The sequence below is a fragment of the Agrobacterium sp. CFBP2214 genome, from assembly GCF_030209895.1.
Lineage (GTDB): Bacteria > Pseudomonadota > Alphaproteobacteria > Rhizobiales > Rhizobiaceae > Agrobacterium > Agrobacterium radiobacter.
The window spans coordinates 124,867-150,009 of sequence record NZ_JARVRC010000011.1 but is presented as its reverse complement, the minus strand read 5'-3'; the positions used below and the strand labels follow the sequence as shown (position 1 = coordinate 150,009).

The 25,143-nt window shown below is 60.8% G+C and carries 23 protein-coding genes; 16 read left to right on the top strand and 7 right to left on the bottom strand.

Features of this window, described 5'->3' with window-relative positions:
- From QRN60_RS23495 to QRN60_RS23445, 11 genes are all read left to right on the top strand, one after another.
- A complete protein-coding gene (locus QRN60_RS23495) occupies positions 1-987 on the top strand; it encodes an ABC transporter permease (protein WP_003505682.1) in 987 nt (328 codons plus the stop codon).
- Positions 988-996: 9 nt separating this feature from the next.
- Complete coding sequence (locus tag QRN60_RS23490; RefSeq protein ID WP_020810964.1) at positions 997-2,121, top strand: ABC transporter permease; 1,125 nt, start codon at positions 997-999, stop codon at positions 2,119-2,121.
- 7 nt (positions 2,122-2,128) lie between these two features.
- Positions 2,129-3,853: an ABC transporter ATP-binding protein gene (locus tag QRN60_RS23485; protein WP_162690408.1), complete on the top strand. Its 1,725-nt coding sequence runs from the start codon at positions 2,129-2,131 to the stop codon at positions 3,851-3,853.
- A 43-nt stretch (positions 3,854-3,896) separates the two neighbouring features.
- A complete protein-coding gene (locus tag QRN60_RS23480; protein WP_003505685.1) occupies positions 3,897-5,084 on the top strand; it encodes a galactarate dehydratase in 1,188 nt (395 codons plus the stop codon).
- Positions 5,071-5,937, top strand: a complete 867-nt coding sequence (locus tag QRN60_RS23475) for an aldose epimerase family protein (RefSeq protein WP_107676768.1) — start codon at positions 5,071-5,073, stop codon at positions 5,935-5,937. The genes QRN60_RS23480 and QRN60_RS23475 overlap by 14 nt, the downstream gene beginning before the upstream one ends.
- Positions 5,938-6,073: 136 nt before the next feature.
- Positions 6,074-6,874 (top strand): FadR/GntR family transcriptional regulator, encoded by an 801-nt coding sequence (locus QRN60_RS23470; RefSeq protein WP_080867391.1) that lies wholly within the window; start codon positions 6,074-6,076, stop codon positions 6,872-6,874.
- A 78-nt stretch (positions 6,875-6,952) separates the two neighbouring features.
- Positions 6,953-8,461: an ABC transporter substrate-binding protein gene (locus QRN60_RS23465; RefSeq protein WP_031234031.1), complete on the top strand. Its 1,509-nt coding sequence runs from the start codon at positions 6,953-6,955 to the stop codon at positions 8,459-8,461.
- Between the two features lie 66 nt (positions 8,462-8,527).
- Positions 8,528-9,475 (top strand): ABC transporter permease, encoded by a 948-nt coding sequence (locus QRN60_RS23460; RefSeq protein ID WP_080867393.1) that lies wholly within the window; start codon positions 8,528-8,530, stop codon positions 9,473-9,475.
- 11 nt (positions 9,476-9,486) lie between these two features.
- Complete coding sequence (locus QRN60_RS23455) at positions 9,487-10,359, top strand: ABC transporter permease (protein WP_003505690.1); 873 nt, start codon at positions 9,487-9,489, stop codon at positions 10,357-10,359.
- Positions 10,360-10,380: 21 nt separating this feature from the next.
- On the top strand, positions 10,381-12,165 hold the full coding sequence (locus QRN60_RS23450; RefSeq protein ID WP_111791838.1) for a gamma-glutamyltransferase family protein: 1,785 nt from the start codon (positions 10,381-10,383) through the stop codon (positions 12,163-12,165).
- A gap of 4 nt (positions 12,166-12,169) precedes the next feature.
- Entirely contained in the window at positions 12,170-13,981 is a 1,812-nt protein-coding gene (locus QRN60_RS23445; protein WP_111791854.1) for an ABC transporter ATP-binding protein, read from the top strand.
- A 40-nt stretch (positions 13,982-14,021) separates the two neighbouring features.
- Here QRN60_RS23445 and QRN60_RS23440 read toward each other — a convergent pair whose 3' ends face one another.
- The 6 genes from QRN60_RS23440 to QRN60_RS23415 are packed head-to-tail and all read right to left on the bottom strand — an operon-like array spanning position 14,022 to position 19,568.
- Positions 14,022-14,831 (bottom strand): inositol monophosphatase family protein, encoded by an 810-nt coding sequence (locus QRN60_RS23440; RefSeq protein WP_080864420.1) that lies wholly within the window; start codon positions 14,829-14,831, stop codon positions 14,022-14,024.
- Entirely contained in the window at positions 14,828-15,664 is an 837-nt protein-coding gene (locus QRN60_RS23435; protein ID WP_112278131.1) for a glycerophosphodiester phosphodiesterase, read from the bottom strand. Before QRN60_RS23435 ends, QRN60_RS23440 begins: the two co-directional genes overlap by 4 nt.
- Before the next feature lies 1 nt (position 15,665).
- Complete coding sequence (locus tag QRN60_RS23430; RefSeq protein ID WP_112278132.1) at positions 15,666-16,700, bottom strand: ABC transporter ATP-binding protein; 1,035 nt, start codon at positions 16,698-16,700, stop codon at positions 15,666-15,668.
- A gap of 9 nt (positions 16,701-16,709) precedes the next feature.
- Entirely contained in the window at positions 16,710-17,534 is an 825-nt protein-coding gene (locus QRN60_RS23425; protein ID WP_020810974.1) for an ABC transporter permease, read from the bottom strand.
- Position 17,535: 1 nt separating this feature from the next.
- Entirely contained in the window at positions 17,536-18,420 is an 885-nt protein-coding gene (locus QRN60_RS23420; protein WP_020810975.1) for an ABC transporter permease, read from the bottom strand.
- Entirely contained in the window at positions 18,417-19,568 is a 1,152-nt protein-coding gene (locus QRN60_RS23415; protein ID WP_003505702.1) for an extracellular solute-binding protein, read from the bottom strand. The genes QRN60_RS23420 and QRN60_RS23415 overlap by 4 nt, the downstream gene beginning before the upstream one ends.
- Before the next feature lie 273 nt (positions 19,569-19,841).
- Between QRN60_RS23415 and QRN60_RS23410 the strand changes: the two genes are divergently transcribed.
- A complete protein-coding gene (locus QRN60_RS23410) occupies positions 19,842-20,024 on the top strand; it encodes a hypothetical protein (protein ID WP_113100917.1) in 183 nt (60 codons plus the stop codon).
- Between the two features lie 48 nt (positions 20,025-20,072).
- On the opposite strand, the gene QRN60_RS23405 is transcribed toward QRN60_RS23410, so the two are convergent.
- The gene (locus tag QRN60_RS23405) at positions 20,073-20,276 is read right to left on the bottom strand and encodes a CsbD family protein (protein ID WP_020810978.1); all 204 of its coding nucleotides are present in this window, start codon (positions 20,274-20,276) and stop codon (positions 20,073-20,075) included.
- Positions 20,277-20,458: 182 nt separating this feature from the next.
- Between QRN60_RS23405 and QRN60_RS23400 the strand changes: the two genes are divergently transcribed.
- From QRN60_RS23400 to QRN60_RS23385, 4 genes are all read left to right on the top strand, one after another.
- On the top strand, positions 20,459-20,779 hold the full coding sequence (locus tag QRN60_RS23400; RefSeq protein WP_020810979.1) for a GCG_CRPN prefix-to-repeats domain-containing protein: 321 nt from the start codon (positions 20,459-20,461) through the stop codon (positions 20,777-20,779).
- Between the two features lie 199 nt (positions 20,780-20,978).
- A complete protein-coding gene (locus QRN60_RS23395) occupies positions 20,979-21,674 on the top strand; it encodes a superoxide dismutase (RefSeq protein WP_020810980.1) in 696 nt (231 codons plus the stop codon).
- Between the two features lie 115 nt (positions 21,675-21,789).
- Positions 21,790-22,779 (top strand): Bug family tripartite tricarboxylate transporter substrate binding protein, encoded by a 990-nt coding sequence (locus tag QRN60_RS23390; RefSeq protein ID WP_020810981.1) that lies wholly within the window; start codon positions 21,790-21,792, stop codon positions 22,777-22,779.
- Positions 22,780-23,217: 438 nt separating this feature from the next.
- Entirely contained in the window at positions 23,218-25,020 is a 1,803-nt protein-coding gene (locus QRN60_RS23385) for an ABC transporter ATP-binding protein (RefSeq protein ID WP_113100916.1), read from the top strand.
- Positions 25,021-25,143 lie beyond the last annotated feature (123 nt).

The window sequence follows — 25,143 nt, the reverse complement described above, 5'->3', positions numbered from 1 at the left end:
ATGCTGCTTTTTATCGTAAAACGCCTGCTGTGGATGATACCGTCCCTGTTTGCCGTCAGTTTCCTTGCCTTTGTCCTGATCCAGCTGCCGCCCGGTGACTATGTGACGACCTATATCGCCACACTGGCTGCCTCCAACGAGGTCATCGACCACAATACCGCGGCGCAGCTGCGTGAACGTTTCGGCCTCGATGATCCCATGATCGTGCAATATCTGAAATGGATATGGGGCATCATCAGCCGTGGCGATTTCGGCATCTCGTTCGAATGGCAGCAGCCGGTTTCGGGCCTCATCTGGGAGCGTATGGCGCTGACGCTGGTTCTGGCCATCGCAAGCCTTCTCGCCACCTGGGCCATCGCACTTCCGATCGGCGTCTTCTCCGCCGTGCGCAAATATTCGATCGGCGATTATCTCTTCACCGCCTTTTCCTTCTTCGGCCTTTCCATACCCTCGTTCCTGCTGGCGCTGGTGCTGATGTATGTGGCTGCGGTGGAGTTCGGGGCCGATGTCGGCGGGCTGTTTTCAGCTGAATATGAAACGGCCTCCTGGAGCATCGCCAAGATGGTTGACCTTATGGCTCATATCTGGCTGCCGGTCGCCATTCTTGCCGTGTCTTCCACCGCAAGCCTCATCCGCGTCATGCGCGCCAACATGCTGGACGAATTGCCCAAGCCCTATGTGACCACGGCGCGGGCGAAAGGCTTGTCCGAGTTCAAGCTGCTGACGAAATACCCGCTCAGAATTGCGCTCAACCCGTTCATTTCCACCATCGCATGGCTTTTGCCCAACCTCATTTCGGGCTCCGTGGTGGTCGCCATCGTGCTCAATCTGCCGACGGCCGCACCCCTGCTTCTGCAGTCGCTGATGGCGCAGGACATGTATCTCGCCGGCGCTTTCGTGCTTCTGATCTGCGCGCTGACGCTGATCGGATCGCTTATCAGCGACATCCTGCTTGCGCTGGTCGATCCGCGCATCCGTCTCGAATAGGAGGGCGCCATGAGCGATATCACCATTACCACCAATGCCCGGCAGGACCGCGCCGCCGTCGCCTCGCAGTGGCAGCTCATCTGGTGGGCATTCAAGCGCCACAAGCTGGCCATGGCCGCCCTGTTCATCACCGTTGCCATGTATATCGTTGCGCTGGTGCCCGGCTTCTTCGCCATCAACGATCCGGTGCTGCAGAACGCCCGCGCCACCTTCCATCCGCCGCAGCGCGTCCATTTCGTCGATACGACCGAGGGTTTCTCGCTCGGGATGCATTATTATCCGCTGAAGCTGACCCGTAACCCCGAAACGCTGGCTGCCGTGTTCGTGGAAGATACGGCCAAGAAAATACCGATTCAGCTTTTTGGCAGGGGTTACGAATATTCCGTATTCGGCCTGTTCAACACGAATATCCACCTGCTGGCTTCCACCGACAAGACGCGCCCGCTTTTCCTGTTCGGCGCGGACCGCCTCGGACGCGATGTCTTTAGCCGCGTGGTGCAGGGTGCGCAGGTTTCCCTGTCGATCGGTCTCGTCGGCGTGTTTTTCTCGCTGCTGCTCGGCGTCGTCCTGGGCGGTATCTCCGGTTATTATGGCGGCCGCATCGATTTCGTCATGCAGCGCGTGATCGATTTCGTGCTGTCGCTGCCCACCATTCCCATCTGGCTGGCGCTGGCCGCCGCCCTGCCGCAGGGCTGGCCTGCCACGCTTCAATACATGATGATCACCATCATCCTGTCCCTGACCGGCTGGGCGCAGCTTGCCCGCGTCGTGCGCGGCCGGTTCCTGTCGCTCCGAACCGAAGAATTCGTGGCCGCGGCGCGGCTGGATGGCGTGCCGGAAGGGCGCATCATCTTTCGCCATATGCTGCCGAGTTTTTCGAGCCATATCATCGCCTCGGTCACGCTTGCGGTTCCGGCGATGATCCTTGCGGAAACCTCGCTCTCATTCCTCGGTCTCGGTCTCCAGCCGCCGACGATTTCCTGGGGCGTGCTGCTTCGCGAGGCGCAGAACATCCGCTCGATCGCAACCGCGCCATGGCTGTTCCTGCCGGGCGTCGCTGTTGTCATTGCCGTCATGGCGCTCAATCTGCTCGGTGACGGCCTGCGCGATGCAGCCGATCCCTATAATAAGTGAGGTCCTGATGAGCGACATTCTCTCCATGAAGCCCGCCAGGCCACTGCTCGAAGTCCGCAATCTCGTGACCGAATTTCCGGTCCGAAACGGCGTCTTCCGGGCGGTCAACGATCTGTCTTTTTCCATCGATCCCGGCAAGACCCTCTGCGTCGTCGGCGAAAGCGGCTCCGGCAAATCCGTCACCGCCCGCTCGATCCTGCAGATCATCGACACCCCCGGCCGCATTGCGACCGGGTCGATCATCCTCAACCGCGCCGATGGCACGTCACTCGATCTGGCAAAGCTCGATCCGCGCAGCCGGGCCATCCGCTCGGTGCGCGGCGCTGATATCGCGATGATTTTTCAGGAGCCGATGTCGTCGCTTTCACCCGTGCATACGGTGGGTGATCAGATCACCGAGGTCCTGCGTCTGCATCTGAAAATGAGCAAGGCACAGGCGCGGGCCGAGGCCATCGAGCTGCTGCGGCAGGTGGAAATTCCCAATCCCGAAAAGGCGCTGGATCGTTACGCTTTCCAATATTCGGGCGGCATGCGCCAGCGTGCGATGATCGCCATGGCGCTGGCCTGCAAACCGCAACTGTTGATCGCCGACGAACCGACGACGGCGCTTGACGTCACCACACAGGCCGAAATACTCGACCTGATATCGCGGCTGCAAAAGGCGCATGGCATGGCGGTGCTGTTCATCACCCATGATATGGGCGTGGTGGCGCAGATCGCCGATGACGTGCTGGTCATGCATCATGGCGTCGCCAAGGAATATGGCACCGTTGAGCAGATATTCCACAGCCCGCAGGATCCCTATACCCGCATGCTGATCGGCTCCGTGCTGAAGCTGGAGCAGAAGGCGGAAATCCGGCTTGCGCGGCCTCCACTCGATCTAACGGCTGCGCCGGTGCTCGAAGTGAACGACCTTTCCATGCACTTCGGTGAAATGAAGGCGCTGGATGGCGTGTCGATCAAGCTTCTCCCGGGCGAGACGCTTGGCATCGTCGGCGAAAGCGGCTCCGGCAAGACAACGATGGGCCGCTCCATCATGCGTCTTTACGATCCGACCGGCGGCGAGATGCGTTATCGCCGGGCGGATGGCACGGTGGTCGACTTGGCCAAAATCGAAGGTGCCGAACTGAAAGCCGCGCGGCGTGAGTTGCGTATGGTTTTCCAGGACCCTTTCGGCTCGCTCAATCCGCGCATGACGGTGGCGCAGGTCATCGGCGAGCCGTTGCTGGTCAACGGCATTGCCAGGGGCAAGGAACTGGATGAACGCGTCTGCGCCCTGATGGAGCAGGTGGGTCTCGACCCGGCCGGGCGTGAACGTTACCCGCACGCCTTTTCCGGCGGACAGCGCCAGCGCATCGGGATTGCCCGCGCCATCACGCTGAAACCCCGCATCATCGTTGCGGATGAGGCGACGTCAGCGCTTGATGTTTCGGTGCGGTTCCAGGTGCTGGATCTGCTGATGCGCCTGCAGGACGAGCTTGGTCTCGCCTATATCTTCATCAGCCATGACATCGGCGTTATCAGATACATGTGCGACCGTGTCGGGGTGATGTATCGCGGCAAGCTTGTCGAAGTGGGAGACGCCGAAAAGGTCTGCAACGCGCCCGACCATCCCTATACGCAGGCGCTTCTTTCCGCCATTCCGCGCCCGGACCCGCGGGACCGGGACCGCACCCGCAGGTTCCGCTACGTCGAACCGCCAGAGATCAAAAACGGGATCGCCGCCCGATAGTGTTGCGCCCGTTGCGCGCTGCAATTCATGAGGAAGACTAAGCATGAAAATCGATCGCATGCGGGTATTCGTCACCCGCGACAAGGACCGCCCCCGCGTCATCGTCGCTCTCGATACGGATGACGGTTTGACCGGCTGGGGCGAATGTTACAATCACGGCCCCGATCTCGCCTTGCCGCCGGTGCTGGATTACCTCTATGGCTTCCTCGCCGGACAGGACCCGACGCGGGTCGAATATCTCTACAATCTCCTTCTCCAGCAGAACCGTTTTCCGCCCGGCGCGCTCGGTCTGTCAGCAATATCTGCGCTTGATCATTGCCTGTGGGACCTTGCCGCCAAGGCAGCGGGCGTGCCTGTTTACAAGCTGCTGGGCGGCGAAGTGCGCGACCGCATCAAGGTCTATGCCGGCGTCTACACGGCACCGGATGCGCCGGCGGCAAAGGAAGAGTTCGACCGCCTCAACGAGGGCTGGGGCTTCACGGCCTTCAAGCTTAGCCCGTGGCGCGTGGATATCCATGCCCACCGCTGGGGTGAGGTGGTGCGCAGTTCCGCCGACTATTTCCGCTCGCTTCGCGAGACCGTGCGGTCTGACTACGACATCGCCTTTGACGCCCATGCCAAGATTTTTGAACCCGCCGCCGCCCGCCAGCTTGGCAATGCGCTTGCGCCTTACGATCCGCTGTTTTTCGAAGAGCCTTTGCGTCCCGAAAACATCGAGATGTGGGGAGACCTGAAGCAGGGGCTGAACTGCACGCTGGCAACAGGCGAAAGTCTCTATAATCGCAATGAGTTCCTGCGTCTTCTTCAAGTAAAGGGTGCAGACATCATTCAGCCTGACATCTGCGTCGTCGGCGGCATTTCCGAAATGCGCCGCATCGCCACGCTTGCGGAAGCCCATTTCGTCAGCATTGCGCCGCATAACCCGATGGGGCCGCTCGCTACCGCCGTCAACGTGCATTTCTCCGCCGCCCAGCAGAATTTCCGTATTCTCGAATACCGGCTGCCGAAAGGGCAATGTTATGTCTATGGCGGCACCGATCTTGAAAAACGCGAGGATGAAACCCGCTATGTCGTCGACCCCTATCTGCCGAAGGACGGATATCTGGAACTGAGGCCGGATCGTCCCGGCTGGGGGGTGGAGATGGATGAAAAAGCCATGCAGGAAGACGGTTACATTCACTGGCAGAGACGGGTGCCGAAACGGCCTGACGGCTCCTATGCCTTTGCCTGAAACGATCGCGATTGCCTGCGGGCGGCTCTCTGCCCGCCTGCGTCCCGCATGGGGCGGCAGGATGACCTATCTGCACCACGCGGACTACGGTGATATTCTGGCGCCAGCAACCGGGGAGGATTTCCAGCCGTTCAACTGGCCGCGCGCCGGCGCCTATCCGCTGTTTCCTTACCACAATAGGCTCTATGGGAGCTCGTTCGTTCATGCGGGCATCCGCCATGAGCTTTCTCCCCATCCGGCCCTTGCGCCTGATGCCATGCATGGACCTGCGCACCGGCGAGCCTGGGAGATTTCCGGTCTGGCTTCGGATCGGGCGGGGCTGGTACTCCACTATGAGGCTGACGGGGAATGGCCTTTTTCCTTCCGCGCTGAACAGTCTTTTCTGCTCGAAGACGCCGGCCTCACCGTGGACCTGTCGATCACCAATCTGGCGGACGTACCCGCGCCGATGGCGCTGGGCTGGCATCCCTATCTGGCTGCCGGATTTGGCTGCGAAGCGCGCACGGATGCAAGGCTGGAATATCCGCTGGACCCGCAGAACGTGCCGACCGGCCAAGCAGCCGTACTTCGCCAGACGACCGTCATTCCCGCAGCGACGGGATACACGGAGCATTATACAGGTTGGTCTAATGCGCATGTCCAGTTTGACGGGTTTTCACTGCTGATCGAGGCCGATCCCGTTTTCGGTCATCTGGCTGTCCACCGCATGGACAGCTATCTTTGCCTCGAGCCCGTTTCCATGGCCGCCGGAGCGCTCGGCTTGCCGGAGGCGCAGCGGGAAGCGCTTGGCGTCAGGATCGTTGCGTCCGGCGAACATCTATCGGGGCGAATCCGGCTTTCCGTCGGGCCTTGAGGGAGGCAGGGCGCGCGCGAACGCCATGCCCCTGCGTCCTATCTCCACAGTCAAAAAAACGCCACATGCCCATATTTTGAGCGTCAGAAATTGTCGTTCAAAAATGCGCTTGACGTCGGCGAAAATTTCTCACCAAATGAACCAATACAAGATTGGTTCAAGCAAATGGTGCGGTGTGGCAGCAGGCCCTAACGACAATTCCAACTACGCGCTGGCGCGGTTGCGTGAATATATTCAGGCGAATCATCTCGTCAGGGATGGCCGTCTGCCGACGGAACGGGCCTTTGCGGAGACTTTTAACGTCGGCCGTCGGTCGATCCGCCGCGCGCTGGAGGTTCTGGAAGCCGAAGGCCTCATCTGGCGGCGGCAGGGGGCCGGAACCTTTGTGGGTGAAAAACCTGATGATTGGTCCGCCCAGGTCACGGAATTGGTCGCCGGTACGGATTTCATGGAAATCATGGAGGTGCGCCTGCGCATCGAACCGCAGCTGGCGCAGCTAGCGGCGATGCGCGCCAAGCCGGCCGAGGTGGAGCGCATGCGGGCGCTGGTGGAAAAGACCGGCCAGAGCACGGATGCAGATGCCAAGGAATTGTGGGATGGCTCGCTCCATCGCCAGATCGCCCAGAGTGCCGGCAACAAGCTGTTTCTCTCGATTTTCGATGTCATCAATCGTGTCCGCCAGGATGATGCCTGGCAGTCGATACGGGAACTCGCCCGGCGCAGCGGAACAAATGTGAGGGCGTCTTTCGAACAGCACATGGCCATTGTCGACGCCATCGCCGATCGCGATCCAGCGCGTGCCGGTGAAGCCATGCGCCAGCATCTTCTCATGCATCAGGAAAGGCTGATCCGCGCCACCTCGCTCGGCTTTCTGGAAGAGGGATCCGGGGAGGGCAATACGGCCGGCGCCGATAATTCGCTGACCGAGGCTTCTTAAGGCCACGGATGAAAACTGTCGCCCCGTCAGGGGCGGCCAATGACAAAAAGTCAAAATAACCAGACCAGAGGAACGAACATGAAGAAAATCCAGACATTGACTGCTGCGCTGTTGGCGAGCGCATTCCTGACCACGCCGGCGCTATCCTCCGAATTGCGCATCGGCCTGAACGACGATGCTGATGTGCTCGATCCAGCACAGTCGCGCACCTTCGTCGGCCGCATCGTCTACACCGCCATGTGCGACAAGCTGGTGGATATCTCGCAGGACATGAAGATCGTGCCCCAGCTCGCCACCGAATGGGCCTGGTCCGAAGGCGGCAAGGTTCTGACGATGAAGATCCGTGATGGCGTGAAATTCCACGATGGTGAGAAGCTCGATGCAGCTGCTGTCGTCGCCACTATCGAGCGCAACATGACGCTGCCGGAATCCCGCCGCAAGAGCGAGCTATCGTCCGTCGAGAAGGTCGAGGCGACAGGGCCGCTGGAAGTCAAATTTACGCTGAAGACGCCTGACGTCACCCTGCTGGCGCAGCTTTCCGACCGCGCCGGCATGATCGTCGCGCCGAAAGCGGCCAAGGAACTGGGTGCGAATTTCGGCTCCAAGCCGGTCTGCGCCGGGCCGTTCAAATTCGTCGAGCGCATCCAGCAGGATCGCATCGTGCTCGAGAAGTTCGCGGATTATTGGGACAAGGACAAGGTCCTCGTTGATAAGATCGTCTATCTGCCGATCCCCGACACCACCGTGAAGCTTGCGAACCTTCGCGCAGGCGACCTCGATATCGCCGAGCGCATCTCGGCTTCCGATGCGGAATCCGTCAGGAACGACCCCAAACTGACCTATGCCGATGTCATCGGACCGGGTTACATGGCCATGTATGTCAACATGAACAATGGCGCGCGTGCGGACAATCCGCTCGGCAAGGACAAGCGCCTGCGCCAGGCATTCTCCTATGCGATCGACCGAGAGGCGATCGGCCAGATCGTCTTCGAAGGGACGTCAAAGGGCGGCAATCAGGCTTTCCCACCCTCAAGCCCCTGGTTCAACCAGAACCTGCCGGTGCCGCCGCGCGATATCGACAAGGCCAAGCAGTTGATGAAGGAGGCGGGTTACGAGACGCTCGATGTCGAGCTTCAGCACGCCAACAACACCACGCAGACGCAGATGATGCAGGTCATCCAGTCCATGGCGGCCGAGGCTGGCTTCAACGTCACCCTGAAGGCCACCGAATTTGCCACACTCCTGTCCGAGCAGACCGCCGGCAATTACCAGCTCAGCCGTTCAGACTGGTCGGGACGTATCGATCCCGATGGCAACCTGCATCAGTTCGTCACCTGCAAGGGCGGCATCAACGATGTGAAATATTGCAATCCCGAGGTCGACAAGCTGCTGAACGAGGCCCGCGCCTCGACCGAAGATGCAGTCCGCAAGGAAAAATATGATGCCGCAAGCGTCATCCTCAACGACGACATGCCGATCATCTATCTCGGCCACCAGCCCTATGCCTATGCCATTTCCAGCAAGGTCAAGGGCTGGGCGCCGTCGCCTGACGGTATGATCCGCCTTCTCGGCGTTTCCAAGGATTGACCGTTTCGCATAGGCCGCACGGCTTGCCGTGCGGCCCCCAGACCGGACACAAACGGGGGCAATGCCATGCCTGTTTATATCGGCAAGCGACTGCTGGTCGCGATCCCGACGCTTCTCATCATTTCAATCTTCGTTTTCTCGCTGCAGAAACTGCTGCCGGGCGATCCGGTTCTCGCCATGGCCGGCGAGGAGCGCGATCCCGCGACGATCGAATTCTTGCGCGAGAAATATCGCCTCAACGATCCCGTGCCGCTGCAATATATCAACTGGCTTGGCGGCGTGGTGACCGGCGATTTCGGTATTTCGCTGCGGTCTAACCAGCCGGTGCTGGAACTGATCGGCCAGAAGCTGCCGGTTACCATTCAGCTGGCTGTCATGGCGATGTTCTTCGCCATGGTGATCGGCATCCCCATCGGCATTCTGGCCGCCGTCAAGAAGAATACCTGGATCGATTACACCGCCAATATCGTTGCGCTTTCCGGCCTGTCGATCCCGAATTTCTGGCTCGGCATCATGCTGATCCTGCTGGTGTCGGTAAAACTCGGCTGGCTGCCGGCATCCGGTTATGAATCGATCTTCGTGGACCCTGTCCGTTCCATCGAAACGATGATCATGCCAGCCTTCGTGCTGGGCAATGCGCTTGCGGCAACGCTGATGCGGCACACGAGGTCTGCGATGGTTGCAGTCTTGAGTTCGGACTACATCCGGACCGCCCGCGCCAAGGGGCTTTCGCCGCGCGAGATCGTCCTGTCGCACAGTTTCCGCAACGCGCTTCTTCCCGTCATCACGCTGCTGGCGCTGCTCTTCGGGGAACTGCTGGCCGGTGCGGTTCTGACGGAGCAGATATTCACCATTCCTGGTTTCGGCAAGATGACGGTCGATGCGGTTTTCACCCGCGACTATGCCGTCGTGCAGGGCATCGTTTTATGCACCGCCGTCGGTTTCATCCTCATGAACCTGCTGGCCGACATTGCCTATGTCCTGCTTAACCCCCGCCTCAGGGCGACGATCTGAGGCCTGATATCATGACCGTTCTCGATCAAAATCTATCCGTACCGGCGACACGGCAGGAAAGCCGTGCCTGGAAAAAAATGAAGCGCAACAAATCGGCGCTTGTCGGCATGATTATCGTGCTGTTCTTCGCCGTGCTTGCCATCGCCGCGCCGATCCTGCCGATCGCGGACCCGGTCGCGACCAGCTGGTCGGCGATCCGCAAGGCGCCGTCTGCCGCCCACTGGCTCGGCACTGATGATCTCGGCCGTGATATTCTCTCGCGCATGATCTATGGCGCGCGCGCCTCGCTGATGGCCGGCGTCGTCTCGGTGATGATCGCGGTGGTGATCGGCGTGCCCTTCGGCCTGATATCAGGTTATTTCGGCGGCTGGGTGGATATGGTGATATCCCGCATCACCGAAGCGCTGCTCGCCATGCCCTTCCTCATCATGGCGATTGCATTGGCTGCCTTTCTCGGCCCGAGCCTCACCAATGCGATGATCGCCATCGGTCTTTCCGCCATGCCGATCTTCGTGCGGCTGACGCGCGGGCAGGTGCTGGCAGTCAAGATGGAGGACTATGTCGAGGGCGCGAGGTCCATCGGCCTCAACCACATCGACATCATGACGCGTTACATCCTGCCGAATGTCTTTGCCCCCATCATCGTGCAGGCGACACTGACGGTGGCGACCGCCATCATCGCGGAGGCGAGCCTTTCATTCCTTGGCCTTGGCCAGCAGGCGCCGGCGCCATCCTGGGGTTCGATGCTGAATACCGCGAAGAATTTCCTCAGTCAGGCGCCGTGGATGACGATGTGGCCCGGCATCGCCATCTTCCTCGTCGTCATCGGTTTCAATCTTCTGGGCGACGGCCTGCGCGACGCGCTCGATCCGCGCGAAGCATGATTTTTTACAAGGAATATCGGAATGAATGAATTCACCACACGCCCTGAAATCCTTGGCACCTTCGGCGTCGTCACCTCGACGCACTGGATCGCATCGGCCGTTGGCATGGCGATCCTCGAAAAGGGCGGCAATGCTTTTGATGCCGCTGTGGCCACCGGTTTCGTCCTGCAGATTGTCGAACCGCATCTGTGCGGTCCCGGCGGGGATATGCCGGCCGTGTTTTACTCGAAGCAGAAGGACAAGGTGGAAGTCATCTGCGCACAGGGCCCGGCCCCGAGCGGCGCCACGATTGAGCATTACACGTCGGAAGGGCTGAAGCTGATCCCCGGCGACGGGCTGCTCGCAACCGTCATTCCCGGCGCCTTCGACGGCTGGATGCTGATGCTGCGCGACTATGGCACGATGAGCGTGCGCGAGGTGCTGGAGCCCGCAATTTATTATGCCGAGCACGGGCATCCGACGTTGCCGCGTGTCTCCGCCACCATCAAGGGCCTGGCCGATTTCTTCGAGAAGGAATGGCCGACATCCCATGAGACGTGGTTGCCGGGCGGCGCGGCGCCCGAACCTCACGCCAGTTTTCGCAACCCGGTTCTCGCCACCACCTATCAGCGGATCGTCACCGAATCCGAAGCGCGCTCAGGCCGCGAAAACCAGATCGAGGCGGCGCGCGATGCCTTCTATCGGGGTTTCGTAGCGGAAGCCATCGACAGCTACGTAAAGACCGCAGAGGTGATGGATGCCAGCGGCGCAAGGCACAAGGGCGTGCTGACGGCGCAGGATATGGCGGACTGGAGCGCGACCGTCGAAGCGCCGCAGACGCTCGACTATCAAGACTGGACGATTGCCAAGACGCCCGCATGGGGGCAGGGTCCGGTTCTCTTGCAATCGCTTGCGCTGCTGAAGGGCTTCGACATTGGGAGTATGGACCCGTCCGGTCCCGATTTTATCCACACCATCGTCGAAGCCATGAAGCTCGCTTATGCCGACCGCGAAGTCTATTACGGCGACCCGGAATTCGGGCAAATCCCGACCGAATATCTTCTCTCGGAAAATTACAATGCCGGACGCCGCGCGCTGATCGGCAGCGAGGCGTCGCTGGAGCTGCGTCCGGGCACCGTGCCGGGTTACCAAAAGCAGGTGGATGCCACCATGGCCATGCTGGCCGAAATGAGCGGCACCGGCACCGTCTACGAGCCGACCATGTCGCATCTGACGGAAAAGCGCGGAGACACGGTCCATATCGACGTCATCGACCGCTGGGGCAACATGGTTTCCACCACGCCTTCGGGCGGCTGGCTGCAATCCTCGCCCATCGTGCCGGGTCTCGGTTTCGCGCTCAATTCCCGCGCCCAGATGTTCTGGCTGAAAGAGGGTCTGCCTACCTCGCTCGCGCCGGGCAAGCGCCCGCGCACGACGCTGACGCCCTCGCTTGCGCTGCATCAAGGACGTCCCGCCATGGTCTTCGGCACGCCGGGCGGCGACCAGCAGGACCAGTGGCAACTGCCCTTCTTCCTGCGTTATGCCCATCACGGCAAGAACCTGCAGGCGGCGATAGATATGCCGCTGTTCCACACAGCGCATTTTCCGGGCTCGTTTTATCCGCGCACCAGCTCGCCGGGGGAAATCACCGTGGAAAGCACCGTGGGTGAAGCGACCTTGCAGGAGCTTCGCCGTCGCGGACACCGCGTCACGGTTGCCGATGCATGGTCCGTCGGGCGGCTCACCGCCGCGCGGCGGGATGCGGACGGCCTCTTGCGCGCCGCCGCAACACCGCGGCTGATGCAGGCCTATGCGGTGGGGCGTTGACACCATGGAAACAAAACCCGTCCTGTCCGTCCGTAACCTGACGACCTCCTTTCTCGTTGATGACAACTGGAAAAGTGTGGTGCGCAATGTGTCCTTCGATGTCGCGCCCGGTGAAACCGTCGCGATTGTCGGCGAATCCGGTTCCGGCAAGTCGGTCACGTCGCTATCTCTGATGCGCCTGCTTGCCCCGGCCTCCAGCCGGATCGAAGGCGAAGTCCTGCTCAACGGACGCAATCTGCTGGCGCTTTCCGAAAAGGACATGCGCGGTGTGCGCGGCAACGATATCTCGATGATCTTTCAGGAGCCGATGACCTCGCTCAATCCGATCTTCACCATCGGCCGCCAGATTTCCGAAGTCCTGATCAGGCACAAGGGGCTTTCGAAGCCGGAGGCGCGGGCAGAGACGGTGCGGCTTCTGGAAAAGGTCCGCATTCCCAATGCGGCCAGCCGTTTTGACGAATATCCGCATCAGTTTTCGGGCGGCATGCGCCAGCGTGTGATGATCGCCATGGCGCTCGCCTCGCGGCCGAAACTGCTGATCGCCGATGAGCCGACGACGGCTCTCGACGTCACCATTCAGGGCCAGATCCTCGACCTGATCAAGCTGCTACAGGAAGAGGAGGGCATGTCGGTCCTTTTCATCACCCATGACATGGGTGTGGTGGCGGAGATCGCTGACCGCACGATCGTGATGTATCGCGGCGATGAGGTCGAGACCGGGCCGACGGAGGACATCTTCCGGCACGGCAAACATCCCTATACGCGGGCGCTGCTTTCGGCGGTTCCGAAGCTCGGTTCGATGCGTAACCGGCAATGGCCGACGCGTTTTCCGGTTCTCGACATGAAAACCGGTCTTTCGACCGAGCCGGAGGAGGTGGCGGAAACGGTTGCAAGCGGCAAGACGCCGGTTCTGTCGGTCAAGAACCTTGTGACGCGCTTTCCCATCCGCTCCGGCCTGCTGGCGCGCCAGACGGGTGCGGTTCACGCCGTCGAAAACGTTTCCTTCGACCTGTTTCAAGGAGAAACGCTGTCGCTGGTGGGTGAATCCGGTTGCGGAAAATCCACCACCGGCCGCTCGATCATGCGCCTCGTGGAGCCGTCGTCCGGCGATGTGTCCCTCGACGGTTACGATGTGATGCGTCTCGATAACGTCGGCCTGCGCAACATGCGCAAATCGGTGCAGATGATCTTTCAGGACCCGTTCTCGTCGCTCAATCCGCGCATGACGGTGGGCACGGCAATTTCCGAGCCCTTCATCAAGCACAGGCTGGGCAGCGCCAAGCAGGCCAAGGAAAAGACTGCCGATCTTCTCGAAAAGGTCGGCCTGTCCGCCGATATGGCCAACCGTTACCCGCACGAATTTTCGGGTGGTCAGCGACAGCGCATCGCGATTGCCCGGGCACTGGCCCTCGATCCGAAGGTCATCGTTGCCGATGAAAGCGTCTCGGCGCTCGACGTTTCGATCAAGGCGCAGGTCTGCAACCTGCTGCTCGACCTGCAGCAGAGCCTCAACCTCGCCTTCCTGTTCATCAGCCACGACATGGCGGTGGTGGAACGCGTCAGCCATCGTGTCGCGGTGATGTATCTCGGCGAGATCGTCGAGATCGGGCCGCGCGCCGCCGTCTTCGACAATCCGCAACATGCCTATACGAAAAAGCTGATGGCGGCCGTTCCGGTGCCGGACCCGGCAAGACGCGGGATAAGGCGCGGCATATCCAATGACGAGCTGAAGAGCCCGATACGGGCAATGGGATATGAAACACCGACGCGAAACTACAGGACCGTATCGCCCGGCCACATGGTGCAGGTAGCCTGAGACGATTACGGCCGCCCGAAATGTTTTGAAAAGGAAACGGTTATGAGGGGTTTTTGGGCGAAACGCCGCGCAGATGCCCCATGAGATAGGCATGGGTCGCGGCATTGGCGACGATCAGCGTTCCGGTCTTCTCATAGAACTCCGGTCCGCGACCCCACCAGTCGGTCACAATGCCGCCGGCCTCCTGAACAAGAAGAATGCCGGCTGCCGTGTCGACGAATCCCGTCTCCTCGTAATAGCCCGTGAGACGACCGCAGGCGACATAAGCGCAGGAATTGGCGGCGCTGCCGACAACACGAACCGCGCCGATGGGCGCGCGAATGGCGTCGAGGCGCTGATAGGCACCGGGATAAAGCTGGAGATTGGGCGTAGGCAGGCCGGTGCCGACGCACATGAGCGCGACATCGGTGCTGGCATTGACCCGCAGGCGCTCGCCATTGAGATAGGCGCCGTCTCCCTTGATCGTGGCGAACATCTCGTCGGAAACGGGATTATAGACCAGCCCGCAGATCGTTTCATTGCCGCGGCGAAGCGCAATGGTGATGGTATAGTGCTGGCCGAAGAGAAAATTGGTGGTGCCGTCGATCGGGTCGACCAGCCAGCGATGATCCTGATCCGCCCCTTCGACAGGTGCGAATTCCTCGCCGGTCAGTCCCCAGGGATATTGTCCGAGCAGGCGCTCGCGGATCAGCGTCTCGGAATCCCGGTCCGCATCGGAAACGAAATCACCCGGTCCCTTGACGCCGATCTCGATGTCGCGGAAGCGCCTGAAATGGTCGAGCGTCAATGCGCCGGCTTCGCGGGCGGTGGCGACCATATGGTCGAGGATGGTGCTGTAATTGACTGTCATCGGCTGAAAACCTCGGCGAGCCCTTCCGGATCATCGGTGGTGATCTGGTCCACCTTAAGCCGCAGGAGGCGTTTCACCTGTTCGATGGATTGCGGTGTGACGCTGTTGATCGTCCAGGCGTCGACCCGGCGGCCGGCGGCGCGGATGGGGGCGATGATATCGACACCGGCATCCTCGGCGGCAAGCACGATCTCGTAGTCGAGATAGATCATCCCGGCATCGGGCGCGGTGGCAAGGGCGTCTTCGATGAAACCCAGGTAGTTTCCGCTTGTCTTCAGGTCTGCAAGTGTGCCGTGATCGCAGGGATCATATCCGGTGCGAAGTCCCGGCGCTGAACCGGCCAGCATGGCGATGGCGTCGAAATCGCCGCCGGACAGGACCACCGAGCTTGCTATGGGCGAAACGCTTGCTCCGAAACCGGCGACCACCTGCGGGGTAAGCGCCTGCAGGTCCTCCTTGAAATCGAGCTGCAACAGCGCGTCGGGATGAACGGTTTCGCGGGCGAGCAGGGCGCAGAGGTCTTCGAGCAGCATCACCTTCGAAGCGATCGGCTGGCCGCCATTGTCGCGCAGGTGAAGCTGACGCAGCGCAGCGGCGGATGTGTCGCGCACTCGGCCTGTGCCGGTGGTTTCCCGCTCCAGCGTCCGGTCATGCAAAACGGCGCAGCCGTGATCGGCATGAATGACGAGATCGACTTCGATGCTCGCACCAAGGCGCATCGCCTCGATGATGCGCTCGCCGGTGAAGACCGGATCGCTAGCGCGGCGGCGGGCGCGATGCCATTTGAGCCAAGTCCTGTGGCCGTCGCGTTCGATAAGGATCGGCTGGTTCATGTCAGCTCCGATAGATTGGGCGGTTGTCGCGATAGGCCGTGACGGCACGGGGCGAAATCTGTACGCCCTGTCCCGCCCGGAACATATCCGGATGGGCGACCATGGATTTGATCCTTGTACCATCGGCGAGATCAAGGTCGACAAGGCCGTGGGTGCCGTAATCCGTCACCCGGTGTACGTGCGCTTCCGGCGTTTCGGAAATCGTCAGATCGATGGCTTCCGGGCGGACGGCGAGAATGGCCGGGCCATCGGAGACGGGAAGCGGAAGGGTAAAATCGGCGCGCGTGAAATTTCCGTCTGAAACCGCACCCTCTATCAGGTTCATGGTGCCGATGAAGCCGGCGACGAAAGGGGTCTGCGGTTCGCGGTAGATGACGTTAGGCCGGTCGATCTGTTCGGTCTTGCCATTTGCCATCACGACGATGCGGTCGGCCATGGAAAGGGCCTCGTCCTGCCCGTGGGTGACGAACAGCGTGGTGATGCCGAGACGCTGCTGGATATCACGCACCTCTTCCCGCAACCGCTCGCGCAGATGCTGGTCGAGGCTGGCGAAGGGTTCGTCGAGCAGGAGGATTTTCGGTTCGAGAACCAGCGAGCGGGCAAGCGCCACGCGCTGCTGCTGGCCACCGGAGAGCTGGCTGGTGGCGCGCTCTCCATAACCGGAAAGCCCGACGAGTTCGAGCACGGCCTCCACTTTTTGCCTGATGACGGCAGCCGGCATGTGCCGCAGCTTGAGGCCGAAAGTGAGGTTCTTGAAGACGTTCATGTGGCTCCAGAGCGCATGGCTCTGAAATACCATGCCCGTTGGCCGTCGCTCCGGCGGCAGGTGGGTCACATCTTCGCCATCGATGGTGATCTGCCCGCCCGTTGGCTGCTCGAAACCGCCGACCATGCGCAGCAGCGTCGACTTGCCCGAACCGGAGGGGCCGAGAAGGCAGACGAGTTCGCCATCGGCGACATCGAGCGAGAAACTGTCGACTGCCTTGGTGCCGCCGGAAAAGGTTTTCGAGACCTCGCGGATGTGAAGTACGGACATGATGATTTCCTAACCGCCGAAACCGCGGGCGAATGCACCGCCACCGATGACGCGGCGGGCGAACATGAGGGCAATGAAGGACGGCACCCAGAGCAGCACGGACAGAACCGCGCCATACTGGATGACCATCTGGTTGTTGATGTAGCTGATCATCAGAACCGGCATCGTGCGAATGCCGGGCGCCCCGATGAGCCACGCGCCTTCGGTTTCATAAAAAGTGCCGACGAAGCTGAGCAAAACGGCGGCTGCGATGGTCGGTCCCGCCTGCGGCAGGGTAATCGACCAGAAGACCCGGAGCGGACTGGCGCCGACATCACGGGCAGCCTCTTCCATGCGCCGGTCGACGGCCTGGAATGCCGCCACGGGAATCCAGATCATGAACATCAGCGTTCCGACGAGCTGGATCAGAACGACGCCCCAGAAGGTGCCGATAAGGTTGAGCTGCAGGAAAATGGCGGCAATCGCTACCAGAAGCCCGAATTTCGGGAAGGCGTGGCCGGCCAGGAAGGAGAAGAACAGCAGGTTGCGGCCGGGAAAGCTCATGCGCGCAAAGGCATAGGCGGCGGGAAGGCAGATCATCGCCGAAAGCAGCGTCACCACCGTTGTCAGCCGCAGGCTCAGCATCAGGGCGTTCCACACGTCGGCGCGCCCCAGCGTCTGGCCCCAGAAGCGGAAACCGAATTGCTGGGGAATGACGTTGGGAAAACGCCAGACCTCGGTAAATGCCCAGGTTCCGACAACAAGCAGCGGCCCGACGATGGCGATGGTGAGAAGGGTGGCGAAAAAGATGCCGGGCCAGTCCATGCGCGTTCGCGCCGGCGTAAGGGTCGTCATGTCATTTCCCCTGGTTGCGTGCGACCGAACGCACGTAAAAGAGGCCGAATGCGATGCAGAAACCGAAAGCGATGACGGCCTGGGTCATGGCGCCGATGGGGTCCTGCACTTCGCGCAGCGTGCGCTGCATGAAGGGGCCGAGCATTTCGGGAGAGGCCGGGCCCAGGAGATAGGGCAGGGTGAAGGAAGAAAAAATGCCGAGCACCGAAAAGGAAAGCGCCACGAGAATGGAATTGGAAATGCGTGGCAGGATGATATGCCAGAAGACCTGCAGCGCGTTTGCGCCCACATCCCGCGCCGCCTCCACCGACTGGTTGGCGATGCTGCCGAGGCCTGCAAGCAGGATGAGCACGGTCAGCGGAATATTGTCCCAGACAAGACCGATGACCGGCCCCCATGGCGTGAGATAGGGCGTGCGGATTTTCGGTAGGTCGACCGCATTGAGCAAGATGTCCACCATGCCGTTCGGCCCGAGAACGCGGATGAAGGCGAAGGCGAGGATGATGGAGGGCACGAACATCGGGAAGATGGCAAGCGCCTGCACATAGGCCGAAAGACGACCACGCGAAAAGCGAAGGTAAAGCGCGATCGGCAGGCAGATGACCAGCAGGAGGATGGCGCAGACCATCGTCGTCCACAATGTCACGGCAAGATTGTCGAGACTGTAGCGATCTGAGAAGAAGAAGGCGTAGCTCGAAAGGTCGAAACTCGTTTCACCATTGGCGCCAGTGCGCCAGACGGTGCGGCCGATGGCATTGATGGCAGGCCAGATGACGAGCCAGATCATCAGGAACACGGGAATGGCGACGAGCAGGAGGCCGATGGGCCTCCTGCCTGCCGTATTGTCAATGAGCGGGCGAACCGCTCCTGCTCCGACCTCGGTCACGACTTGCGGTTAACGTTGGGAGCGACGTTGCGATACCAGCCATCATTGATGGCGGTTTCCCATTTACCGGCCGGGAAGGTCGGAATGGTCTGCGGAATGATGTCGGCGAAACGCTTGCGCAGGTCGGCCGACACATGGTCCCAGGAAACGCCGGGGAAGCCGCCCAGCTCGTTGAGGATCGCGCCCTGAATTTCTTCGGACAGCACAAAATTGGCAAGCTTCAGGGCCGCATCACGATTGGCGCCGTTGGCAAGCACCACGGCGCGCGAGAAATCACCGCAGAGCGCCAGATCCTGAAGCTGGACGAGGCCGGTTTCCTTCGGCAGAACGCCCTGATCGATGGCCTTCAGCACCTGATCGGACCAGACGGGGGTCATGGTGACGACGCCTTGGGAAAGAAGCTGCAGCGACTGCGTGTTGCCGGAGGAGTATGCGCCCTTGTCATAGAGCGACGGGGCGATATCTGTCAGCAGCGCCCATGCCTTGCCCAGAGCCTTGTCGCCGGCTTCCTGGGTGTAATTATCAACCGTAAAGGCCTTGGGATCGAGACCGTTGGCCTGATGGATGGCGCGGCGGACGAAGTTGCCGCCGGAGCCGCCCTTGTCGGGACGGTTATAAACGAACTGGCCGGGATTTGCCTTGATCCACTTGACGAGTTCATCCCAGGTCTTCGGTGCGTCCGCCGGCTTGAGCTTGCTGGTGTCATAGGCGAGCAGAACCTGGCTGCCGCGATAGGGCAGGCTGTATTCGCTGCGGATGGCAAGCGGGTTGACGCGCGAATAATTGGAAAGGCCGGCCTTTGCCATGTTCACGTAGATGCCGGCATCGATGGCGCCGGTGGGAAGCAGCGGATCGGCCGTTTCGAAATAATCTGCCTGCGGATCGGTGCCCGTCTGCTTTGCGGCGATGGCGCGCTCGCCGATGGCCATGATGCCGGCGCTGTCGCCGGCATCGACGAGGTTGAGCTTCAGGCCGGGATTGGCGGCTTCAAAAGCGGGCTTGATCGTATTGGACCAGAAATCGAGGATATTCGTATCCGAACTGGTGTACCAGTCGATCGTGCCCGGAGCAGCAAAACTCATGCGCGGTGCAAGGGCGAGACCGGCGGCGGCGCCTGCGGCGGACATCATAAAGGTGCGGCGTTTCATCTATGTCTCCGATGTTTTCGGCGCGAGTGGAACTCTGAGCGCTGACGCTTGAGAGATGGACGGGAAAGGCTCTGGCCATCAGTTGCACAGCCGTGCATTTTTGAACGGGCCGGCGGCGGTTCTAATGTCTTTCCATAACGCTTTCGTGACGGTTGATGCCGGCGCGGTCTCGCCGCCCTTTGTGGCCACGGGTGATCCGAAGGCGCCGGGGGCTCTACCAAAGCGGTTTTCGGGCAGATAGGATGACAGCGATAACACGGAGGGAGGGGAGCGATGATCGCAGCCTATATTGACGAGTTCATCATGTTTTGTGCAGGGCTGTGGATGACATGCGTCGGCTTTGGTTATCTGCCGCTGTCGAAAAACACGGTTAGTCAGCCGTCGGTTGTTCGTCATTTCAGATGGATGGGGCCTCTGCTGATCGCCATTGCCGCCGTTTTGGCCTTGGCCAGCTGACCGGGAAATTCCGCGCAAAGAAAAACCCCGCCGAAGCGGGGTCTCGTCTTACCAGGTCTGGCGTCCATACCAGTTGTCGATATCTTCCCTGGCGCGGTCCTTTTCGTAACCGTAGCGCTCCTGAATCTTGCCTTCGAGCTGCTCGCGTTTGCCGTTGATGACGTCAAGATCGTCGTCGGTGAGTTTGCCCCACTGCTCCTTGACCTTGCCTTTCATCTGCTTCCAGTTTCCTTCAACGCGATTCCAATCCATCGGTGCTCTCCCATTTTGTTTGGCTTGCACTGGTAAATGTCCGAGCCTGCGCAGGGTTCCGCGCGGCGGCCGGAATGTTCGGCGCAACTGTGGCCTGCTGCCACGAAAAGATCACGATTCATTCAGCCACAGTTCACCCGGCAGGGCGCTAAATCCCCCCATCCCACAAGGAGGGAAATAAGATGCGCAAGATGATTTTAACCGCCGGACTGATTTTCGGCGCCCTGTTCGGCACCGGTGCCAATGCCATGCCTGTGGGCCAACCGTCTGCACCCTCGGCATCCCACATTCAAACGGTGGATTATGCCTGCGGACGCGGCTTTCACCTGTCACCCCGCGGCTATTGCCGTCCGAATGGCCCGCCCCGCTATGAGCGCGGCTGGGACCGGCGCGACCGCTGGGAAGCCCGTCGTGAATGGCGCGAACGTCAGGCGAGACGGGAATGGCGTGAGTGGCGCGACCGCAGAGACTATCGCGACCGCCGAGACTACTATCGATACTGATCGGGCAAGGCCCTCTCCAGCCGGGAGGGCCTTTCTCCTATAGGGCGGTCAATTCATCCCGCATCCCGCCCCGGCAGGGCGTGAATACAGCGCCGCCGCCTCTCATCTCCATAACCTGCGACAGAATTGCATTCGGCGTGAGGAAACCCGGGCGGCAGTTTGGGGTTAGTCCCATATCACTGTTCATAAGGAGGATATGATGGACATCAACAGACGCACCATTCTCACCGCCGCCGCCGCTACTACCGCCGCTGCAATCTTTCCCCGCCCGCATGTCGCGCGTGCCGCACTGCCCCTGACGCAGCCCAGGCTTCCCTTTGCCGAAGCCGATCTGGCTCCGGTCATCTCGGCGAAAACCGTGGGTCTGCATTATGGAAAACACCACAAGGCCTATTACGACAAGTTGAACACGCTCGCCGCCGGCACGCCTTACGCCGATATGGAACTGGTTGATATCGTCACGCAGTCCGCCAAATCAAAAGAGGCGGCCGATGTCAAAATCTTCAACAACGCCGCGCAGGCCTGGAACCATGTCGCCTATTGGGACCAATTCGTACCGGGCGGTCCGAACCGGCCGACGGGTGATCTTGCCGCTTCGATAAACGAGACCTTCGGCGATTATGATGGTTTCATCAAACGCGCGGTCGATGTCTCCGATACGGTCTTCGGCACGGGCTGGGTGTGGCTGACGCGTGACGACGGCAACAAGCTCGCGCTGATCGGGTATGAGGACGGCAAGAACCCCGTCGCTGTCGGCCGCCCGGCCTATCTCGGCATCGATATATGGGAGCATGCCTATTACGTGGATTATGAAAACCGCAAGGCCGAACATATCCGCGCCGTGCTCGACAAGCTGGTGAACTGGCGGGTCATCGACGAGCGCCTCAAAGCGTAACGAATCCTCTTTCTCCTGAAACCCGCCGGAAGCGTCCGGTCCCCGGCGGGTTGCCCTGAGGTGCATTTGAGCTACTATGCGCCCATGGCGAGGAGGCCATGTTACAGGAGGGTTCATGATTTACCGGTCTTCAAAACGGCGCACGGTGCTGAAACTTGCCGCCGCGGCGGTTTCTTTGGGAATGCTGGGAACGGCTGCGAGCGCGCAGGGCTTCCCCGAGCGAACGATTACTCTGGTCGTTCCTTTCGCGGCGGGCGGTTCCACCGATGTGGTCGCGCGTGTTATCGCGCAGAAGATGGGTGATGAACTCGGCCAGCAGATCGTCGTTGAAAATGTCGCCGGCGCAGGCGGCAATCTTGGTGCAGACCGCGTGGCCCGCGCCGAACCCGACGGATACACGATCCTGATGGGCACGGTTGCCACCCACGCTCTCAACCCGCTTATTCTCAAGACCAAGCCTTATGATCCGGAGAAGGATTTCACGCCGGTCTCGCTGCTGGTGGTGGTGCCGAATGTGCTGGTCGTCAATCCGAAGCTCAACGTCAACAGCGTCGCGGAGCTTATTGCCCTGCTGAAGGCCGAGCCGGACAAACATGCCTATGCCTCTTCCGGCAACGGCACCCCGCTGCATCTTTCCGGCGAGCTGTTCAAGAGCATGGCCGGCGTCAGCATGCAGCATGTCCCTTATAAGGGTGCCGGCCCGGCGCTCAACGATCTGCTCGGCAACCAGATTTCGATCATGTTCGACAATCTGCCCTCTTCATCGGGACATATAAAATCCGGCACGTTGCGGGCGCTCGGCGTCACCACCAAGGAGCGTGCATCGTCTTTCCCGGACCTGCCGACCATCGGCGAGACCGTGCCGGGTTATGAGACCTATACCTGGAACGCGCTCTTTGCGCCCGCCGGTACGTCGGCCGAGGTGGTCGACAAGCTGAACGCCGCCGCCAAGAAGGCGCTAGCCGATCCGGCGGTGGCCGCACGCATGGCGGATTTCAGCGCCAAGATCGTCGCCTCTTCGCCGGATGAACTGAAAACCCACGTTGCGGCTGAGATCGCCAAGTGGGGACCTGTGGTCAAGGACGCGAATGTGCAGATGGACTGAGCGGCAACGGCAGGCACCATTCCGATTTTCCGCCGTGCATCCAACCTGATAAAATCGTGGCCGGCGCGTCCCTCGCATCGGCCACGGTTTATACCGTCGCATCCAGCCGGTGTGGCGTTTCCGCATCACTCACCAGCCGGTTGTAAAAACCCGCTTGGCAAGCTCCAACTGCTGAGTTACAAATCTCAATACCGCGTCAGATCGAACAAAGGGAGGCGTTGCATGACACCAGTATTCATCAAAACCCTCCCGCAGGGAATGGCCCGCCACTAGGTCATATCCATTCGCGGCCCGCCCTGAGCGCGCCCGACATGCGGTTCTGTTTTCCTTCATAGCCCGATTGATCTGACGGGATAATTTTGTCTCCCGCCCGGGCTGTGCCATCCAACTACCGTTTTGAGGACCGGTTGCCGAATCCGTCGCGCCGGGCTGGTTAAAATGTCACGCAAGAAGCTCGATTTTCGCGCTGATGCATATCGCAATGTGCTCGGCTTTGTTTTCAACCATTGGCGCAACCGGCCGGCGCTGGTGGGTTTCATCATCGTGCTGGTAATTGCCAGCACGCTGGCCGAAGTGATGGTGCCGGTCTTTTCCGGCCAGATCGTCGATGCCATTGCCGGCGGTAACGGCGCTGGCAATGGGGGCGATGGGGCGTTGCGCGCCTTCGTCATCGTTGTGTCGCTTGGGCTGGTGAGCGTGGTGCTGCGCTGGTTCATCTTCAATGGCATCATCAGGCTCACCCTGAAGACCATGGCGGAAGTCACTCATAACGGCTTCCACAAGGTCCAGCGTTTCTCCACCGACTGGCATGCCAACAGCTTTGCCGGTTCCACGGTGCGCAAGATCACACGCGGCATGTGGGCGCTGGATTCGCTTAATGACCTGCTGCTCGTCGCGCTTTTGCCTTCCATCGTCATGCTGGTGGGCGCGACCATCGTGCTCGGCAGCTACTGGCCGGTCATGGGCCTGATCGTCGGTCTCGGCTCGCTGATCTATGTCGGCGTCACGGTGGGGCTTTCGATGGGTTATGTCTCGCCGGCGGCAAGGTTGGCCAATGCCTGGGATACCCGGCTTGGCGGCGCGCTGGCGGATGCCATCAGCTGCAATTCGGTGGTCAAGGCCTTCGGCGCCGAGACCCGCGAAGAAACGCGCCTGGGCCATGTGCTGGTGAAGTGGGACAACCGCACACGCAGGACATGGAAGCGTGGCACGCTGAACGGCACGATCCAGAGCTTCATGATGGTCTCCATGCAGGCCGGCATTCTCGGCACCGGCCTCATCATGTGGCGACAGGGGCTGGCGACACCGGGCGACATCACCTTCGTGCTGGCGATGTTCTTCGTGCTGCAGGGTTACCTGCGCGATGTGGGGCAGGATATCCGCAACCTGCAACGTGCCGTCAACGACATGGAAGAGCTGGTGCTGCTGGACAAGATGCCGCTTGGCATCGAAGACAGGCCGGATGCCGGACCGATCAAGATCGGAAAGGGCGAGATCGTCTTCGATCACGTCACCTTCCAGTATGGCGCGCATACCACACCGCTTTATGATGACTTTTCGGTCACCATCAAGGCGGGTGAACGTGTGGGCCTGGTCGGCCATTCCGGTTCGGGCAAGACAACCTTCGTCAAGCTCATCCAGCGGCTCTACGACGTCAAGTCGGGTGCGATCCGCATCGACGGCCAGAATATCGCCGGGGTCACGCAGTCGAGCCTGCGCGGCCAGATCGCCATCGTGCAGCAGGAGCCCATCCTGTTCCACCGCACGCTGGCGGAAAACATCGCCTATGGCCGGCCGGACGCCACGCGGCGTCAGATCGAGCAGGCGGCGAAACAGGCGAGCGCCCATGATTTCATCATGTCCCTTCCCAAGGGTTATGAGACGATGGTGGGCGAGCGTGGTGTCAAGCTGTCCGGCGGCGAGCGTCAGCGTGTGGCCATTGCCCGTGCTTTCCTCGCGGATGCGCCGGTGCTGATACTGGACGAGGCGACTTCCAGTCTCGACAGTGAAAGCGAAGTGCAGATCCAGCAGGCAATGGAACGGCTGATGGTCGGCCGCACCACACTGGTCATCGCGCACCGGCTTTCCACGGTCAGGGCGCTGGACCGGCTGATGGTCTTCGACAAGGGCAAGATTGTCGAAGAGGGTGACCACCAGGCGCTTATCCGCCTCCATGACGGCATCTATCGCCGGCTGTTTGAACGGCAGGCGCTGGAGCTGACCAAGGGGCTGGTGGCCTGAAAAAACGAAACGCCGGGGTTTCCCCCGGCGTTCCCTTCCCGAACACTGAACCCACGCCACGAACACGCCGCTTTTTTCGCGTAAGGGCGTGTTCTGCGCAACACCAACAGGACGGTGAACCAT